The organism is Actinoplanes sp. G11-F43, assembly GCF_050589265.1.
Lineage (GTDB): Bacteria > Actinomycetota > Actinomycetes > Mycobacteriales > Micromonosporaceae > Actinoplanes.
In genome coordinates this window covers 1-17,919 of record NZ_JBNZCE010000035.1, presented here as the reverse complement: position 1 = coordinate 17,919, position 17,919 = coordinate 1, and the positions used below count along the sequence as shown (strand labels likewise).

Genomic DNA, 17,919 nt, shown 5'->3' with positions numbered 1-17,919 from the left:
CCGGATGACGAGCGGTCCGCAGGCCCGGCGGGTCACCATCGCGGACGTCGCGCGGGAGGCGCAGACGTCGATCGCGAGCGTCTCCTACGCCCTCAACGACCGGCCCGGGGTGTCACCGGCGACCCGCGAGCGGGTTCTCGAGGTGGCGGCCCGGCTCGGCTGGTCACCGGCGAGCGCCGCCCGCACGCTGGCCGGCACCGGAGCGGAGACGATCGGCCTGGCGCTCGCCAAGGACCCGCGTGATCTCTCCGTCGAGCCGTTCTACATGCAGTTCATCGCGGGCGTTGAGGCGACGCTCGCGTCCCGCTCGATGGGGCTTCTGCTCCAGATCACCCCCGACGCGGAGGCCGGGGGCGAGGCGATCCGGCGCTGGCGGATGTCGCGCCGGGTGGACGGGGTGCTGCTCACCGATCTGGTCCCGGACGATCCACGGATCCCCGTCGTGTCGGCGGGCGGCATCCCCGCCGTCGTGGTCGGTGACCCGAGCGTCGCGGCCGGGCTGACGACGGTGTGGACGAACGACGCCGAGGCGACGCGGCAGGCGGTCGAGCATCTCGCGGACCTCGGCCACCGGCGCGTCACCCGGGTCGCGGCCCCGGGCCGGTACGCGTACACCGCCATCCGCGACCTCGCGTTCGAGCGCGCCGCCCGTGCCGCCGGCCTCGACCACGACATCGTGCGCACCGATCTCTCCCCGGATTCCGGTGCGGCGGCCACGCGTACCGTGCTGTCGTCGCCACGACCACCGACCGGGCTGCTGTTCGACAACGACGTGATGGCGGTCGCGGCGCTGACCACCGCACACCAGCTGGGGCTCTCGGTTCCCGGCGACGTGTCGGTCATCGCGTGGGACGACTCGCTGCTCTGCCGCGCCGTGACCCCGGGGCTGACCGCGCTCGGCCATGACGTCGCCGCCCTCGGCGCCCACGCCGCGCGCCGGCTTCTCGACGTCATCGACGGCGCGGGCCCGTCCACCCATCCGGACGCGACCCCGGAGCTGCGGGTCAGAGCCTCGACCGGTCGTGCACCGGCCGAGGCCTGAACCCGCTACCAGCGGAGGGTGGGATCCCACCGCAGCTGGACGCCCCCGCGTTCGAGGTCGCGCTGGAAATCGTCGAGCCGGCGCGGGTCGGAGCGCACCGCGGACGGTTCGAGGCCGTGGTCGAGGCAGTACGCGGCGAGGGCTCCCACGGCCTCGCCGATGGACCACTCGACGGGCTGCAACCGGTAGCTGCCGTTCGAGATGTGCGTGGTGCCGATGTTCTTCGCGGCCGGGAGCAGGTTGCGGACGCGCTGCGGCAGGAGGGCGCCGAGCGGGATCTCGAACGGCTCCGGCAGGCCGCCGCCACCCGCGCTGCCGCCGGTCGTGGCGTGCCGGTCGATCCAGTAGTAGTGGCCGACGCCCACGGTGTCCGGGTAGCGCTCGGCGCCCCGGCCGTCCCGGAAGTCCCGGTCGAAATCCTGCTCCAGGATGGTCCGCTCGGCCCGGATGCGGCGTGACTCGCGGAAGTACGGCATCATCGCGAAACCGTCCGGCGTCCCGGTGATCCGCGGCACGGTGCGGAGCCCGGGCCAGCCGGTGCCGCCGTCGGCTCGGGGCGCCTCGGTCTGCAGCCAGTAGAGCAGCGACCGGCTCAGCGCCTTCGCGCGATCCCAGTGGACCGCCGCGTCGCCGGTGCCGAACAGGGGCCCGCCGACGTAGTCGTTCATCGGCCAGTTCACGACGACGATGTCACTGGCGTACGCGCCGTCCTCGAACTGGCGCCGCGCCGCGACGCGCCGGTAGTTCCACAGCTCGGGTGCCCCGTCCATGTTGCGGTGGTCCACGTCGATGGCGAACGGGTCGTCGTCGTCGTTCACGCGCAGGGTGTACTCCCGGGCGATCGATCCGTCGTGGGCGGCGCGGCGGAACCCGAGCATCCTCTCGCCGTCGAGCTGCGGCGGCCGCCAGTCGCGGAAGAAGCCGTAGTCGGCGGGCCGGTCGATGGTGTGATCCTGGCCGGCCAGGTGCTCGATCGCGAAGCACCAGGTGACGCTCTGCATGTCGAGGGGATCGGCGGTCTCCGGCGCGCCGGGCTCGCCGGTCTCGCCGCGCGACTCGCGGCCGGTGACGAACTCGACCTTGCCGAGCTCCAGGAGGTCACCGAGCTCGGTCGCGTCCAGCACGAACGGCGTGACGATGTCGTGGAGGTCCCCCTCGCGATCGCGCACCGTCACCGCGGCGACCCGGTCACCGTCGGTGTGGACGGCGACGGGCGACGTCTCCAGCATGAGCGTGAGCCGCCCGGACGCCTCGTACGGGCGCAGCATGTCGTGGATCACCGCGAGGATCACCTTCGGTTCGGCGCTGAGCGGGCTGACCCACCCCGCGCCGGGGTTGAGACGCTGGTCGGCCCGGGCGGCCGCGGTGAGCGGGTAGTAGGTCCGGTAGTGCTCGCGGACCAGCTCGCGGAACCGTGCGTAGCTGCGGTTGCGGCCGGTCGTCTCGATCCGCCGGTGCTCGTCGCTGGGCACCAGTTGAGCGGTCAGCTGCCCTCCCAGCCATGGCGTCTGTTCAGTCATGAGCACCGATCGGCCGCGGCGCAGGGCCGCGAGGGCGGCGGAGACGCCGCCGACGCCTCCACCGACGATGAGGAGGTCAGCTTGCTGTCGTGTCACGGGAGAACACCCTTCTTTCCCGAAAATTTTATGTAATTTTCTCGATCATATCCAGGGTGAAATTTCTCCAAGCACCGTCCGCCGCCGTAGAATCCCGAGACTCAAGTGATCGAAGGGATGGCCCATGCGCGAGAAGAGGCGTCGACCGTCGCTCGCCGAGGTGGCGGGCGAGGCGGGTGTCTCGATCTCCACCGTGTCGAAGGTGGTGAACGGGGCGCCGGACGTCGCCGCCGCGACCCGGGTGCGGGTGGAGTCGGTGTTGCGCGACAAGCAGTACCTGTCGCCGAAACAGCGCTCCCGGGGTGATCTGGCGACGGTGGTGGTGGTGCTCGCGAGCTCCAGCATGTCGTCGCCGCTGACCGTGGAGATCCTGCGCGGCACCATGCGCGCGGCCCACGAGGCCGGGCTGGAGCTCGTCCTGCTGGACCTGCCGGACGGGATGCCCGCGGCGCGGTGGATCGAGCGGACCGAGCGCAACGGGCCGACCGCCGTGATCGCGCTGAAGTCCCGGCTGCGCACGGCGGAGCGGGCGAAACTCGCGCGCAACGGGGTGCCGCTCGTCGAGGTGGACACCTACCAGCTGCCGGACAGCGACTCGTACTCGGTCGGCGCGACGAACTTCGCGGGCGGCATGGCGGCCACCCGGTACCTGCTGTCACTCGGGCACACCCGCATCGGTTTCCTCAGCGGCGTGGCCGACACTCAGGCGTCGATCGCCCGCAAGCACGGGCACCTGGCCGCGCTCGCCTCCGCGGGCATCCAGCCGGGTGACGACATCGTCGAGGAGGGCGACTTCACCTATGAGTCGGGCCTGCGGGCCGCGGAGGTCCTGCTGAGCCGGCCGGACCGGGTCACGGCGATCTTCGCGGCGAGTGACTCGCAGGCGGCCGGGGTCCTGGAGGCCGCGCGGCGTGCCGGGGTGTCCGTCCCGCACGACCTCAGCGTCATGGGGTTCGACGATCAGCTTGTCGCGCGGATGACGGCGCCCCGGCTGACGACCATCAGGCAGCCCTCCGAGGCGATGGGGGCGTACGCGGTGGAGGTCGCGCACAAGCTGCTGCTGGGTGGAGCGCCGCCCGCGTTCCACACCGACCTGGCGACGGAGCTCGTGGTCCGGGACTCGACAGCGCCTCCGCGAATTCTCGAAACTTCTGATTGATTTTCTCGAAACCTTTGGTACTTTCGACCTCATCCTTCAGCGCTATGAAGCGCGGATCGAGTTCGAAGGAGTACCTCATGCGAGCTGACCGATCCCGGAGCGCTGTCATCGCGCTCACCGGAGTTCTTGCCCTTGCCCTCACCGCCTGTTCCGGCGGCAGCGGTGAACCGTCCGGTCCGGCCGACCTGAAGATGGCGCTCTGGTCGTCCAACAAGGACCACCTGGCGCTGTTGCAGAAGGTCGGCGACGCCTACGTCGCGGAGCACGGCGACCAGGTCTCGTCGATCACGTTCGAGCCCGTCACGAACCCGGACTACATCGCCGGGCTGACCACGCAGCTCGCCGGTGGCGACGTGCCCGACCTGGCCTGGGTCCCCGAGGCCAGCGGCCCCGAGTTCGTCGCCTCGGGTGTCCTGCACGAGGTCGGCGGCACCCTGAAGGGCACCGACGGCTACGACCTCGGCGACATCCTGCCCGCCGCGCTCGCGCCCTGGCAGGACGACAAGGGCGGCGTCTACGCCTACCCGTTCTCCAACTCGCCGTTCGCGCTCTACGTCAACGAGACCCTGCTGGAGAAGGCCGGCCAGCCCGATGTGACGGCACTGGCCGGAACCCCGGACTACACCTGGCAGAGGATCGCCGACATCGCCGCGGCGACCCACGACAAGACCGGGGCCGTGGGGTTGAACGTCCCGGCGTTCAACCCGACGAACTGGAGCGCGGTGACCATGCTCAGCACCGCGTGGGGTGCCGCACCATGGTCCGCGGACGGCACGACGTGCGAGTTCACCTCGCCGGCGATGATCGGCTATCTGACCTGGTACCAGGAGCAGATGAAGCGCGGCGCCATCCCGGCCGTCTCCGGGAACGCGGCGCCCGCGGCGTTCGCCGGCGGCGACGTGGCCTTCAGCGTCGCGCAGCTCAGCCAGTCGGGCAGCCTCGACGACAGCTTCGAGTGGTCGTTCCTGCCCCTGCCCGCCGGACCGTCGGGCTACCACCCGATCGTCGGGCAGGCCGGGGTGAGCGTGCTGGAACGCAGCGAGCACAAGGAGCAGGCGGCCGGATTCCTCGCCTACCTGACGAACCCCGCGAACGCCGAGCTGCTCGCCCAGTTCTTCCCGCCGCCCCGGGCGTCGCTGCTCAACGTGGAGACCCTCGCCCAGGCCGCGCCGAAGCTCTCGCCCGAGCAGATCCAGTCGGCGATCATCGACGTGGTGCCCAAGGCCTCGGTGAAGGCGCAGCACCCGGTGCTCTCGCAGTTCTCCGACAAGGTCCGCGCCGGACTCGACCCGGTGTGGTCGGGAGGCGACGTGACCGCCGCCGTCACCGGCGTCTGCGAACAGATCTCGCCGACCCTCAAGGGCTGACCCCAGTGGCCGTACGCACCTCCCAGAGCCGGCGGCCCCGTCCTGACGGGGACCGCTGGCTCGGCGTGGCCTTCGTCGCGCCCCAGATCCTCGGCGTCATCGTCCTCGGTGTCGTCCCCTTCCTCTTCGTCATCTGGTACAGCCTCAACGAGTGGCGGCCGCTCACCGGCGAGATGGAGTTCATCGGCCTCGGCAACTACACCAGCCTCTTCGCCGACCCGGCCTTCTCCGCCTCGGTGCTCGCCAGCCTGCTCTTCAGCGCCGGTGTCCTGGGGCTGAACCTGGTGATCGCCATCAGCCTCGCCGTCCTGCTCAACCGGCGGATGAAGGGCATCACCGCCTTCCGGACGATCTTCTTCTCGCCCGTCGTGGTGTCCGTGGTCGCCTGGTCGGTGACCTGGGGATTCCTCCTCGCGCCCGACGGCGGCCTCAACGGCGTCCTCCGGTTGTTCGGCGTCGACGGGACCAACTGGCTCGCCGACCCGTCCACCGCACTCGTCTCCCTCGTCGTCGTGCAGGTGTTCAAGGGCGTCGGCATGAACATGGTGCTCTTCCTCGCCGCGCTCCAGGGCGTCCCGGAGGAGATCCGGGAGGCCGCCCAGCTGGACGGCGCGTCGCCGTGGAAGTCCTTCTGGTCGATCACGGTCCCGATGATCGCGCCGACGATCCTGCTCACCGGGATCCTCACCACCATCGGCTCGCTCGAGGTGTTCGCCCCGGTCCAGCTGCTCACCGGCGGCGGGCCCGGAGACAGCACCAACGTCCTGCCGTTCCTCCTCTACCGCACCGCCTTCGTCAGCCAGCAGTTCGGGTACGCCAGCGCCATCGGCGTCGTGCTCTTCGCCATCATCCTGGTGCTGACGATGCTGCAGTGGACCTCCCGCCGGAAGTGGGTGCACGATGAGGTCTGACGCGTCGAGCGCGGCGCGCAGCCGCGAGCGGGTGGTCACCGCCACGCTGTACGTGCTGCTCGTGGCCGCGTCCATCCCGTTCCTCTATCCGACACTGTGGATGTTCTTCTCGGCGTTCAAGCCGGCGAACGAGATCTTCCTGCAGCCGCCCGCGTTGCTGCCCCGGGAGTGGACGCTGGACGGGTTCACGCGGGTGTTCACCGCGCAGCCGTTCCTCCAGCAGTACGGCAACTCGCTGTACATCGCGGCGATCGTCACGGTGGCGTCGATCCTGCTGTCGGCGATGGCCGGGTACGCCTTCGCCCGCATCCGGTTCCCGCTGCGCAACGCGGCGTTCACGCTGATGCTCGCGGTGATGATGGTGCCGACCGAGGTGACGATCATCCCGATCTTCACGGCGGTCAACGCGATGGGTCTCAGCGACACGCACTGGCCGCTGATCGTCCTGCCGATCCTCGGGCCCACCGCGGTCGTCTCGGTGTTCATCTTCCGGCAGCACTTCCTCAGCTTCCCCAAAGAGTACGAGGAGGCCGCCCGGCTGGACGGCGTGTCCCGGGCCGGGGTGTTCTTCCGGATCGCCCTTCCGCTGGCCAAACCGGCGATCGCGGCGGTCGGGATCATGGCGTTCCTGCGCTCGTTCAACATGTACTTCGAGGCGCTCATCTTCCTGCGGACGCCCGAGAACTTCACCCTCGGCCTCGCGATCACGCGTTACCAGGACTTCTACGGCGAGCAGATGTGGAACACGCAGCTCGGCGCGGCGTCGCTGACCGTCGTCCCGATCCTCGTGGTGTTCCTGATCGCGCAGAAGCAGTTCGTGCAAGGACTCGCCCAGACCGGGCTCAAAGGATGACCAGCGATGAAGGAGTCGAGATGACGCGGGATCAGCGACACCCCCTGATGCCGCCGGCGCTCAGCCGGCGCAACTTCCTGGTCGGCGCCGGCACCACAGCGGCACTGCTCGCGGCCGGGGCGCCGGCGCTGGCCACCTCGGCCGGCACCGTGCTGCCGCTGGTCGCGCCGCTCCCGGCCGGGCAGCCGGTGCGGACCCTGTTCGCGCCGAATGAGCAGGTGCTGGCCGCGTACCTGATGATCGTCGCACCGCTCGCCAACAGTGTCCGGGACGTCGCACCGAACTACGGGTGGATGGAGGACGGCTGGCAGCGCACGCCCAACCAGCCGTACAACTCCCGGATCATGGAGCACGTCGCCACGCTCTCGTGGTTCTACGCCAACGATCGATCCTGGAACCCGTACTACCGTGATCCCGCTCTTCTCGCCCGGCTGGACGCGGCCCTCGGCTACTACCTCTCGCTGCAGCACGCCGACGGGTCCTACCCGGAGTACTCGCCGACCGAGCACCATCTCTCCCCGACCGGCTTCGGCACCGTCGCGCTGGCCGCCGTCCTGCGCGATCTCCGCGCGGCCGGTGAGCTCTACGAGCGCCGCGTGCAGATCCGCGACGCCATCCGGGCCAGCTCCGCGTGGCTCGTCGACACCTCCAAACCGCACTGGAACCGCCCGGTCCAGTTCGCCAACCAGGTCGTCGCGGGACTCTCCGGCGTGGTCGAGGCGGCGCACATCCTCGGTGAGCCGGCGGTCAGCGCCGCCGTCCCGAACCGGCTGCAGATCATCCTCAAGGACGGGCAGGCGCCCGCCGGGTTCTTCCACGAGCCGGTGGCCCCGGACGCCGGATACAACTTCGACGTGATGCTGCCCGACCTCGGCGCGCTGTACCAGCGGCTGCCCGACCCGGCCGTCATCCGGCTGGCCGAACGGTTCGCCGACTGGTTCGGCTACGTCGTCGTGATGGAACCCGGGCGCGACGAGGGTTTCATCCTGTCCGGGACGAGCGCCCGCAACATCGTCCCGACGTTCGTCACCACCCCGGTGGACGACCTGGACCGCAGCGCGCTCGCCCGGGTCCTGCTGCCGCACGTGCCCGCGCTGGGCGCGTTCTTCGCCAGCGCGGAGGAGAAGACGCAGGCGCGCAACGCCTGGCGGGCGTCCACCGCGCCGGTCTCGCCCCGGAAGAAGCAGGACTCGTCGCCCCGGCTGCACATGCACGTCCCGCAGGCCCCGGCCGGGATCCCCGGCTCCCAGCGGGACGCGCGGGCCGCCGCGCTGCGCTACCGGCGCGAGTCCACGTTCACCGAACTGCGCAAGGGCACCCTCGACCAGCAGTACGTGTTCGTCCGCCGTCCCGGCTACTACACCGCCGGGCTGTACGGCGTACGGCCGAACTCGCTGCAGCGGATGGGGACGAACGCCTTCTGGCATCCCGTCGCGGGCATGCTGGCCCTGACCGTCAACAGCACCGGCCCGGACGACTGGACGACCGTCGCCGACACCGTCGGCACCGCGTCCTCCCGGGGCCCGGTGACCGCGACCCACCATGCCGGGCCGACGGCGTCCGGTGCGGTCATCGCGGCGGACGCGCTGACCGGATATACCGGCGTGTTCACCACCAGGTACGTGACGGCGGACGGCGCGGTGACGACCGACGTGACGCACCGTGCCGACGGGATCAGGCGGGTGCTGAGCACACCGGGAGCCTCCCGGGAACGCATTCCCCTGATCATCGGCACCGGAGATCAGGTGGTGTTCGCGAACGGCACGCCGGCGCCGTACGGACAGGAGACGATCACCGTCACCCGGGGGATCACCGTCACCCGTGGCGGCATGCGGTTCATCATCGACTGGGGGGTGGAGCGGGAGGCGAAGTACGCCCCGATGGACCGGTCGTACCTCGGTGATCGCACTCATCGCATCCTGACCGTCAGCTTCTCCGGGACGCTGTCCGTCGATCTCCGCGTCGTGCCGGTGACCTGAGCCGAGAGGTAGCCCGCTCGGACGCTGAGCGAGGATATGCTCAGAAAACTGTGCAAAACGGCCCGCTTCGACTGCTGGGGACCGGGCCACGGGCCGCGGCCCGGCAGGCCGGTGTCCTCCTCAGCGTGGCCGGGTTACTGGCCCTGCTCGGCATCGCCAACGATCCGGGCCGGGCCGACCGGCTGCTGATCGTGGCCCTCTGCGACGCCGCGCTCGCCCTGATCGCGCTGCTGGTGCCGTGGGACCGGCTGCACCCGAACGCGCCGGCCCTGGCCGGACTCGGCGGCTTCGGCGTCCTCGGCCTGTCCACCTGGTCGTTCGGTGGGATCGCGGCCGGCACCGGGCCGTTCCTGGTGCTGCTGTACGCCTGGGCCGCCCTGCACTTCCCACGCTGGCTGCTGGCCGCCTACGCGCTGCCGGCCACCCTCGCCTACGTGGTTCCGCTGATCATCACCGGTCAGTCGCCGATGGTGATCGGCAGCGCGTTCATCCTGATGCCGGCCGCCCTCGCGATCGCCTTCCTGATCGAGGCCCAGGCCCGCGGTCTGCGCGAGGACCGGGCCCGGCTGGCCCGGATCGAGCAGTGGCGAACCGCAATGATCAACACCCTGGCCCATGACGTACGGGCACCGCTGAGCACCGTACGCGTGGTGCTGGAGGAACTGCGCGAGTCGTCCACCGGCCAGCACGCCCGCATGCTCGACGCGGGTCTGCGGCAGACCGCCCGGATCGCCCGGCTCGCCGACAGCCTCCTCGACGTGCACCGCATCGACAGCTCCGGCGAACTCAAGCTCGACCGCGCCCACCACCCGGCACACGCCCTGGTCAAGGACGCGCTGTCGTACGTCCGCGACGACGCCGACGTGCGCGCCGACGTGGACGAGGACGTCACCCTCTACGTCGACCGGCAGCGTTTCGAGCAGATCCTGCTCAACCTGATCACCAACGCCCTGCGGTACGGGGCCCCGCCGGTGATCGTGCGGGTCGTCCGGGCCGGGGCGTACCACCGTCTGGAAGTCCGCGACCACGGGCCGGGCATCCCGGAGACGCTGCGCCCGCGCCTGTTCGGCCAGTTCGCCGCCGAAGGCGCGCAGGGTGTCGGGCTGGGCCTGTGGATCGTCCGCCAGTTCGCCGCCGCGCACGGGGGAGAGGCCGCCGCCGAAGCCCGCGAGCCCGGCGTCGCCATGGTCGTGACCTTCCCGGTGCCCGAATCCTGAGACCGGCCTGCCCGGTCAGCGCGACCGGGGCGGCGTCACCCCACCGCCGGGCGGCTGATCCCAGCCCGGCGGCAACCCGGCCGGCAGCGGCGGCCAGGACGGGTCCGGCGTGAAGTCGCACCATGAGCCGTCGAACGGGAACACCCCCGCCTCCACCAGCCCGATCACCTCCTTGCCGGCCCGGCGCACCCGGTCCTCGTCGTCGACCCAGTACGACTCCGGCTCGGCCAGCCGGGCGACGAACTCCTCCTCGTCCTTCCACCGCCACGAACGGTCCGGCTCGACCACCACGTCGAGATCCCAGTCCGTGGTGTCGACACCGGCGATCCCGTCACCACGCCAGATCAGCGAGGGGGCCTCCAGGTTCGCGTACCACCGGAAGAATTCGCCCTCCGGGGTGAAGAACCACCGGATCGAATAGTCGCGCTCCCGCCAGTGCCAGCTCAGCACCCCGTGGTCGATCGAATGCGACATCGGGATCCGGTCCGACGACGACCACTCCGGCAGCGGGGTGGCCGCCATGCCCCGCCCGTCCGGCATGTTGAAATGCCAGGCCCGGGTGCCGGCCGGCGCCCATAGCACCACCGCGTCACCCCGCTCCTCGACCACCCGCAACGGCAGCACCAGACTGGGACGTTCCCGCTGCCAGTGACGCAGGTGAACGACCTCGCCAGGGATCAACGAATCCGACATGCGCCCAGGCTATCGACTCGGCCGGCCCCGTTCAGGCCGGCGTGCCGTACTCCTCTCGGCCGACGCGGTCGACCTCGGTGCGGGCGACCGCCGCGTCCCGCTGACCGGCCAGCGCTAGCCGCCGCTCGTCGGCGAGGAACCCGTCGTACCCCGCCTGATCGCCGAATTCGATCAGCTGGATCTCGGTCGGCCCGCCGGTTCCGGTGATCCGTTCCAGCAGACGCCCGCCGTGGTCGGGGAGAAGATCCAGGACCGCGTTCTCGTACGCGTTCAGAGCCTCGTCCGCCCCCGGCCGTGCCCACAGCCGCACCCGGAGCCGGACGGCCCGCAGGCTCTTGTCCATCACATGCTCCCGGCGCACCCCGTCCGGCATCAGATCACCGAGCTCACCGGTGGCCCGGAACCCGGACCGCTCGTACAGCGCCCGGGCGTTGGTGTTGCCCTCCACCACGGACAGTCGCAGCGTGGCCGCGCCCACCCCGCGGGCCCAGTCCTCCACCGCACGCATGAGCAGGTCACCGACACCACGGCCACGGCCGGCCGGGGACACGTACATCGAGATCAGTTCGATCACCGTCCCGTCCCCGGCCGGCATCCCGCCGGCCATGCCGACGGCCCGGCCATCATCGAAGACCATCACGTTGTACGAGCCCGGGACCTCCAGCCGGGCCCGCCATCGGTCCTCCCGGTCCCCGTCGCCCTGCCAGTCGGCGAGCTGGGAGCCGAACGCGTACCCCGCTTCGGTCAGCGCGAGAAGCCGCAGCTCACGCCAGTGCGCCCAGTCGTCGGTGGTCAGAACCCGTGTCTCGATCACCCGCTGACCCTAATTTTCCGCCGCACCCGGGCGATAGCGATTTCTTGTCGTACCCGGGCGATAGCGTGCGGGTCCTCGATGCGGGTGGATGGAGTTCGGGCATGCGGGACACAGAGATCGACGAGGACACGTTCGTCCTCCCGTCCGCCTGGCTGCGGCAGCGGACGCCGCGCCGGGGCAGCGAGCGGATCACACCGTTCGTGCCCGACCCGGAGGCCCGCACCCTGACCCAGCGGATCGTGGCCGACCCGTCCCGTGGCATCAAGGGCCTGCTGGAGGCCTCCACCACCCCGGAGCCGGTGCGGGCGGCGGCGCTGGCCTGGCGCCGCCGCGACCCGGCCGCCCCGCCGCTCGGGGCGGCGGTGATCGCCGCGCTCAAGGCCGCCGGGCAGCAGGGGCACGTCGACGACATGATCAAACACGCCGACCTGTGGATCGCCGAGCGCGGCCTGACGTTCGCCGCGGTCGCCGCGGTGGAGCTGTTGTCGCTGGTGGTGCTGGACGACACGGCGCCACCGCATCACCGGTTCTGGAGCACCCACGCGCGCGGCGTCCGCCACCTGCGGCCCGGCGAGGCGAGCCCACCCGGCGGGGCGGACACCCCGCTGCAGATCCTGCTGCGGGTCCGCGCCGCGCTGGCCGCCGCGCCCGGCGACGAGTTCGACCGGGCGGTGGCCGCGCTGGAGCCGTTCCGCGGTGGGCATCCGGAGACCCGGGTGGCCTGCTCGGTCCTGGTCCCCCGGGCCGACTGGGTGGCCGCCGACGTGGCGGACGCGCTGGCCGACGACGACTCCGGCCGGATCGGCATGCTGATGTACGCGACCGGCACCAGCGAGCAGGCCGAGGCCCTGGCCCCGCACAGCGACCTGTGGCGGTTCATGCGCCGTCCGGGCATGGTGTTCACCCTGATCGACGGGCTGGGCGCGGGCGCCGCGCCGGCGATGTTCCGCTGGATCGACCGCGACCTCGGTGACCTGCTCGGGGTGGCCAACGAGCGCTGGCTGCTGTCGGTGCTGGCCACCCTGCCCGGTGATCACGTGATCCGCGGCCTGGTCGAGCGGGTCACCGCCCGGAACGTGCGGCCCGCCCTGTTCGAGGCGATCAGCCGGTTCCCGGCCCGAGGGATCCGGATCCTGGCCGAGGAGGCCGGCACCCCGGCCGTCGACGAGCTGCTGCGCACCCACGTGCTGGGCCATCTCGACCTGGTCGATCGGGTCGTCCCGGCGCTCAGCCCGGCCGCCGTCGCCCGGGTGGAGGCGATCGTGAGCACCGCCACCAGCGTGCCGGTTGCTCCGCTGTCCGCGGTGCCCCACGTTCTGGTCCAGCCACCCTGGCAGAACCGTGTGAAGGTCGCGAAACCGGCCGTCGTCCCCGGTCTGACCTGCCCCGATCCGGCTTCGGTGAGCTGGCGGCCCGGCGAGCGGGAGCAGTGGACGCGGCTGCGGGCGGCCTATCTGGAGGACGACGCCGGCCACTGGGCCCGGATCGCCGGGAAGATCGCGGCGGACAAGGCGCCGTGGTATGAGGCGCGCCTCTTCTTCGTCCAGGCCCCCGAGGAGCTGGCCCGCCCGCTGCTGGCCACCTGGCAGGTGCGCCACATCTGGGACGCCGACGTGATGCGGATCGTCGCGGCCCGGTTCGACGCCGCCGCACTCCCCGCGGTGCTGGCCAGCGCCCGGGAGTTCCCGGCCGACCAGAGCCCGATCCTGCTGCCGTTCTCGTCCCCCGAGCTGGCCGTGCAGATGGCCGACTGGCTGGCCCGGCTCAAGTCGCTGCGCAAGACCGCCCTGGCCTGGCTGCTGCGGCACCCGGCCGAGGCGGCCCGCGCGCTGGTCCCACCGGCTCTCGGCAAAGCCGGCACCGGGCGCCGGCAGGCCGAGCGGGCGCTGCTCACCCTGCACGGCAACGGCCACACCGGGCACGTCCGGGCGGCTGCCGACAGCTACGGCCCGGAGGCGGCCGCCGCGATCGAGGCGCTGCTGTCCACCGACCCGTTGCAGGTGCTCCCGCCCCGGATGCCGGCGGCACCGGTGTGGGCGGCACCCGGCCTGCTGCCCCCGGTGCGCCTGCGCGACGGCTCCGGGGCGTTGCCCGCCGAGACCGCGGTCCACCTGGTGACCATGTTGATGATCAGCAAGCCCGGTGAGCCGTACGCCGGTGTGGACCTGGTCCGGGCGGCGGTCGATCCGGCCGACCTCGCCGAGTTCGGCTGGGCGCTGTTCCAGATGTGGCAGTCGGCCGGCGCCCCCGCCAAGGAGAACTGGGTGCTCGACGCCCTCGGCCTGACCGGCGACGACGAGACGGTCCGCCGCCTCGCCCCGCTGATCCTGGCCTGGCCCGGCGAGGGCGGGCACGCCAGGGCGGTCGCCGGGGTGGGCGTGCTCGCCGGGATCGGCACCGGCGTCGCCCTGATGCACCTGCACCGGATCGCGCAGCGGGCCAAGTTCAAGGGCCTGAAGACGGCCGCCGCCACCAGGATGGACGAGGTGGCCGACAGCCTCGGTCTGAGCACCGAGCAACTGGCCGACCGGCTCGTCCCCGACCTCGGCCTGGACGCCGACGGCAGCCTGCGGCTGGACTACGGGCCGCGCCGGTTCACCGTCGGCTTCGACGAGCAGCTGCGGCCGTTCGTCGTCGACGAGCAGGGCAGACGTCTCAAGGCGCTGCCGAGACCCGGTGCCCGCGACGACGCGGACCTGGCGCCGGCCGCCTACCGGCGGTTCACCGCCCTGAAGAAGGACGTGCGCACCATCGCGGCCGACCAGGTGCGCCGTCTGGAGCAGGCGATGGTCACCGGCCGCCGGTGGACCGGGGCCGAGTTCCGGGAGCTGTTCGCCGGTCACCCGTTGCTCTGGCACATCGTCCGCCGCCTGGTGTGGGGCCGGTTCGACACCTCCGGGGCGCTGACCGGCACCCTGCGGATCGCCGAGGACCGGTCGCTCGCCACCGTCGCCGACGAGCCCACCACCCTCGCCGGCGACGAGATCGTCGGCATCGTCCACCCGCTCCAGCTCGGTGCCGAGGAGGCCGGCGGGTGGGCCCGGGTGTTCGCCGACTACGAGATCCTGCAGCCGTTCCCGCAGCTCGGCCGGGCCCGGTTCACCCTGACCGCGGACGAGACGGCAGGCCCCCGGCTGGCACGTTTCGAGGGCCTGCGCGTGCCGACGACCAAGCTGCTCGGCCTGGAGCGGCGCGGCTGGCGGCGGGAGAGCCCTCAGGACGGCGGCATCCAGTCGGTGTTCGAGAAGCAGGTCGGTTCCGGCCTGACGATGATGGTGCAGATGGACCCGGGCATCGCGGTCGGCGAGCTGGCGTACTTCCCGGATCAGAAGCTGGAGTCGGTCTTCCTCCACAACGGCACCGGCACCTGGTGGTTCGACAACAAGGGCGAGGTGCCGCTGAAGGATCTGGACCCGGTGGCGCTGTCCGAGATCGTGCGTGACCTGACCGAGGTGACGGCCTGACCGCGTACCAGAAAGCGGGTCTCGATGTGTGGTTTTGGGGACGGCTGAACGGATGATTATGCGGTAGTCTGTATAGGTATCATCGGATCGATCGGACGGAGGATGGCCCTGCCGTGAGATAAGAAGCCAGGTGGGCGCCCGTGACGACGGTGTTTCGGGGCCGGATTCCCTGGAGTCTGCGTGCGTATTCTTCTTCTCGTCTCGGCGTTCAACGGTCTCAGTCAGCGGGTGTGGTGCCGGCTGCGGGATTCCGGGCACGACGTGGGTGTGCTGCTGGCGACCGGTGGCGACGGCAGTGACATCGCCGACGGCGTGCGGGCGGTTCGGCCCGACCTGATCCTGTGCCCGTTCCTCAAGGACCGGGTGCCGGCCGAGGTGTGGCAGCACTGGCGCACCGTGATCATCCACCCCGGGCCGGTCGGTGATCGTGGACCGTCGTCGCTGGACTGGGCGATCAGTGAGGGTGTGCCGCGCTGGGGTGTCACCGCGCTGCAAGCCGTGGAGGAGATGGACGCCGGGCCGATCTGGGCCACCCGGACCTTCGCCATGCCGGCTGCGGCGGTGCGGAAGTCGGCCCTCTACAACGGGCTGGTCGCCGACGCCGCACTGGAGTGTGTGGACGAGGTGGTGGCGAAGGCCGCCGACCCCGGGTTCGTGCCGGTGCCGGCTGAGGACCTGCCGGTGGGGGTGCCCGGGGCGCGGTTGCGGCCGATGATGCGCCAGGACGATCGCCGGTTCGACTGGAGTGATCCGGCCGAGTCGGTGGTCCGGGCCATCCGGGCCGCCGACGGGGCGCCCGGTGTGCGGACACGGATCGCCGGGCGGGACGTCTTCGCCTACGACGCCCATCCGGGGCCGGTGGTGGACGCCGCGCCGGGGACCGTGGTCGGCCGCCGCGACGACGCGATCCTGGTGGCGGCCGGTGACAGCAGTGTCTGGGTCGGTCATCTCCGCCCGTGCGGCCCGCATCCCGCTTCCGCTTCCGCTTCCGCTTCCGCTTCCGCTTCCGCTTCCGCTCCCGCTCCCGCTCCCGCTCCAGCTTCGGCTTCGGCTTCGGCTTCGGCTTCGGCTTCGGCTTCGGCTTCGGGACCAGCCTCCGTCCCGGCTTCCGGCCATCCATCCATCCCGGCTTCCGGTGTCCCGGCTCTCGGTCATCCGGTCGGCCCGGCTTCCGGCGTCCCGGCTTCTGACGGCCCGGCCTTTGACGGCCCGGCTTCTGGCGGTGCGGCTTCTGGGGGTGCGGCTTCTGACGGCCCGGCTTCTGGCGGTGCGGCTTCCGGGGGTGCGGCTCTCGGACGTCCGTTCGGTCTGGGTTCCGGAAGTCCGGCGGGGGTCGGCGGGGTGGTTGGGGCCGTCAAGCTTCCGGCTGCCTCTGTGCTCGGGGACGGGATCGCGGAGCTGGCGGGGGAGTTCGGGGCGGGGCGGCGTGAGGTGTCGTATCGGCGGGACGGTGCTGTCGGATGGGTGGAGTTCGACTTCTACAACGGGGCCATGGGGGTCGCGCACTGCCGGCGGCTTCTTGACACTCTCCGGCACGCGGTGAGCCAGGACACCAGTGTGCTGGTGCTGGTCAGCGGGTCCGAGGTGTTCAGCAACGGCATCCACCTCAACCTGGTGCACGAGTCGGCGGACCCGGCGCGGACCGCCTGGGACAACATCCGGGCCATCAACGACGTCTGCCGGGAGATCGTCTCCTGCACCGGGCAGACCGTGATCGCCGGCGTCGCGGGCAGTGCCGGAGCCGGTGGGGTGATGCTCGCACTCGGTGCGGACGTGGTGGCGGCCCGCAGTGGGATCGTGCTCAACCCGTACTACGACATCGGCCTCTATGGCTCCGAACTGCACAGTCTCACCCTGCCCCGGCGGGTCGGCCCCGAACAGGCCCGGCGCCTGCTCGACGACCGGCTGCCGGTCGGGACCGAACAGGCGCTGGCCATCGGACTGGTCGACCAGGTCGGGCCGCGTGAGCCGGGGGAGTATCGCGAGTGGCTGGCCGCGCTGGCTGACCGGTATGCCGCGCTGCCACCGACCCACAGCCTGCACCGTGACAAGGCCGCGGCGCTGGAGCGGACCCCGATGCCGCCGGACGCCTACGAACTACGCGAACTTGCCGAAATGAGCCACGACATGTTCGACGACCGGTCCGGGTTCGGGGCGGCCCGGAACGCGTTCGTCGGCAAGATCCGCCCCACCGAGACCCCGGCCCGCCTGCGCTTCCCCGCACCCGTCGCCGCCGAAGCCGCTGCCGCTGGGCCTGACGCCATCGCCGGGTCCTCAGCCGTCGGGTCTGGCGCTGTCGGGTCTGGCGCTGTCGGGTCCGTCGCTGTCGGGTCCGTCGCTGTCGGGTCTGGCGCCGTCGGGTCTGGCGCTGTCGGGTCCGGCGGTGTCGGGTCTGTCAGCGTCGGGTCCGCCGCGTTCGGGCCTGTCGTTCCGGTGTCCGAGGCCGCGACGTTCGAACCCGCGATGCTTGACGCCGACCCGGCCGACGCCGGGACGTCCAGGACCGCGAGGTCGGAAGCCACGGTGTTCGAAGCCCCGGCCCTGGAAGCCGTCGTGCTTGAAGCCTCGACGCTGGAGCCCGTATCGCTCGAAGTCGGGGCGTTCGAAGCCGAGTCCTCCCATCCCGCGCCGCCGAATGCCGCAACCCTGGAAGCCTCGGCGCTGGAAAAGACAAGTGCCTGCAACGCCGGAGCACGATGACGCGATCCGCGAGACAGCAACAGCTCCGGCGTGACCCGGCGCTGGAGAGCTTCCGAGGTCAGACCGTGTGCCGATTTGTGGCTCGAATCGAGCCACAAATCGGC

The 17,919-nt window shown here is 71.4% G+C and carries 12 protein-coding genes; 9 read left to right on the top strand and 3 right to left on the bottom strand.

Annotated features, from left to right (window positions below):
* Positions 1 to 4: 4 nt before the first annotated feature.
* The gene (locus tag ACQ0O7_RS34555) at positions 5 to 1,042 is read left to right on the top strand and encodes a LacI family DNA-binding transcriptional regulator (RefSeq protein WP_430788595.1); all 1,038 of its coding nucleotides are present in this window, start codon (positions 5 to 7) and stop codon (positions 1,040 to 1,042) included.
* Between the two features lie 5 nt (positions 1,043 to 1,047).
* Here ACQ0O7_RS34555 and ACQ0O7_RS34550 read toward each other — a convergent pair whose 3' ends face one another.
* Entirely contained in the window at positions 1,048 to 2,658 is a 1,611-nt protein-coding gene (locus ACQ0O7_RS34550; RefSeq protein WP_430788593.1) for an FAD-dependent oxidoreductase, read from the bottom strand.
* Positions 2,659 to 2,782: 124 nt separating this feature from the next.
* On the opposite strand from ACQ0O7_RS34550, the gene ACQ0O7_RS34545 reads away from it, so the two are divergent.
* The 6 genes from ACQ0O7_RS34545 to ACQ0O7_RS34520 all read left to right on the top strand — a co-directional run bounded on the left by ACQ0O7_RS34545 (position 2,783) and on the right by ACQ0O7_RS34520 (position 10,144).
* The gene (locus tag ACQ0O7_RS34545; protein ID WP_430788591.1) at positions 2,783 to 3,817 is read left to right on the top strand and encodes a LacI family DNA-binding transcriptional regulator; all 1,035 of its coding nucleotides are present in this window, start codon (positions 2,783 to 2,785) and stop codon (positions 3,815 to 3,817) included.
* A gap of 77 nt (positions 3,818 to 3,894) precedes the next feature.
* Complete coding sequence (locus ACQ0O7_RS34540; RefSeq protein WP_430788589.1) at positions 3,895 to 5,184, top strand: ABC transporter substrate-binding protein; 1,290 nt, start codon at positions 3,895 to 3,897, stop codon at positions 5,182 to 5,184.
* Between the two features lie 5 nt (positions 5,185 to 5,189).
* Positions 5,190 to 6,095 (top strand): carbohydrate ABC transporter permease, encoded by a 906-nt coding sequence (locus ACQ0O7_RS34535; protein WP_430788587.1) that lies wholly within the window; start codon positions 5,190 to 5,192, stop codon positions 6,093 to 6,095.
* Positions 6,085 to 6,948, top strand: coding sequence for a carbohydrate ABC transporter permease (locus ACQ0O7_RS34530; protein WP_430788585.1), 864 nt, complete (start codon positions 6,085 to 6,087; stop codon positions 6,946 to 6,948). The genes ACQ0O7_RS34535 and ACQ0O7_RS34530 overlap by 11 nt, the downstream gene beginning before the upstream one ends.
* A gap of 20 nt (positions 6,949 to 6,968) precedes the next feature.
* Positions 6,969 to 8,927 (top strand): twin-arginine translocation signal domain-containing protein, encoded by a 1,959-nt coding sequence (locus ACQ0O7_RS34525; protein WP_430788583.1) that lies wholly within the window; start codon positions 6,969 to 6,971, stop codon positions 8,925 to 8,927.
* 125 nt (positions 8,928 to 9,052) lie between these two features.
* Positions 9,053 to 10,144 carry a sensor histidine kinase gene (locus tag ACQ0O7_RS34520; protein ID WP_430788581.1) on the top strand — a complete coding sequence of 364 codons (1,092 nt, stop codon included), beginning with the start codon at positions 9,053 to 9,055 and terminating at the stop codon, positions 10,142 to 10,144.
* Positions 10,145 to 10,159: 15 nt separating this feature from the next.
* On the opposite strand, the gene ACQ0O7_RS34515 is transcribed toward ACQ0O7_RS34520, so the two are convergent.
* Positions 10,160 to 10,837 carry a DUF402 domain-containing protein gene (locus ACQ0O7_RS34515; protein WP_430788579.1) on the bottom strand — a complete coding sequence of 226 codons (678 nt, stop codon included), beginning with the start codon at positions 10,835 to 10,837 and terminating at the stop codon, positions 10,160 to 10,162.
* A 31-nt stretch (positions 10,838 to 10,868) separates the two neighbouring features.
* A complete protein-coding gene (locus tag ACQ0O7_RS34510) occupies positions 10,869 to 11,651 on the bottom strand; it encodes a GNAT family N-acetyltransferase (protein WP_430788577.1) in 783 nt (260 codons plus the stop codon).
* A gap of 101 nt (positions 11,652 to 11,752) precedes the next feature.
* On the opposite strand from ACQ0O7_RS34510, the gene ACQ0O7_RS34505 reads away from it, so the two are divergent.
* Positions 11,753 to 15,115 carry a DUF4132 domain-containing protein gene (locus ACQ0O7_RS34505; RefSeq protein ID WP_430788575.1) on the top strand — a complete coding sequence of 1,121 codons (3,363 nt, stop codon included), beginning with the start codon at positions 11,753 to 11,755 and terminating at the stop codon, positions 15,113 to 15,115.
* A 180-nt stretch (positions 15,116 to 15,295) separates the two neighbouring features.
* Complete coding sequence (locus ACQ0O7_RS34500; protein WP_430788573.1) at positions 15,296 to 17,815, top strand: enoyl-CoA hydratase-related protein; 2,520 nt, start codon at positions 15,296 to 15,298, stop codon at positions 17,813 to 17,815.
* The last annotated feature ends 104 nt before the right edge of the window (positions 17,816 to 17,919 follow it).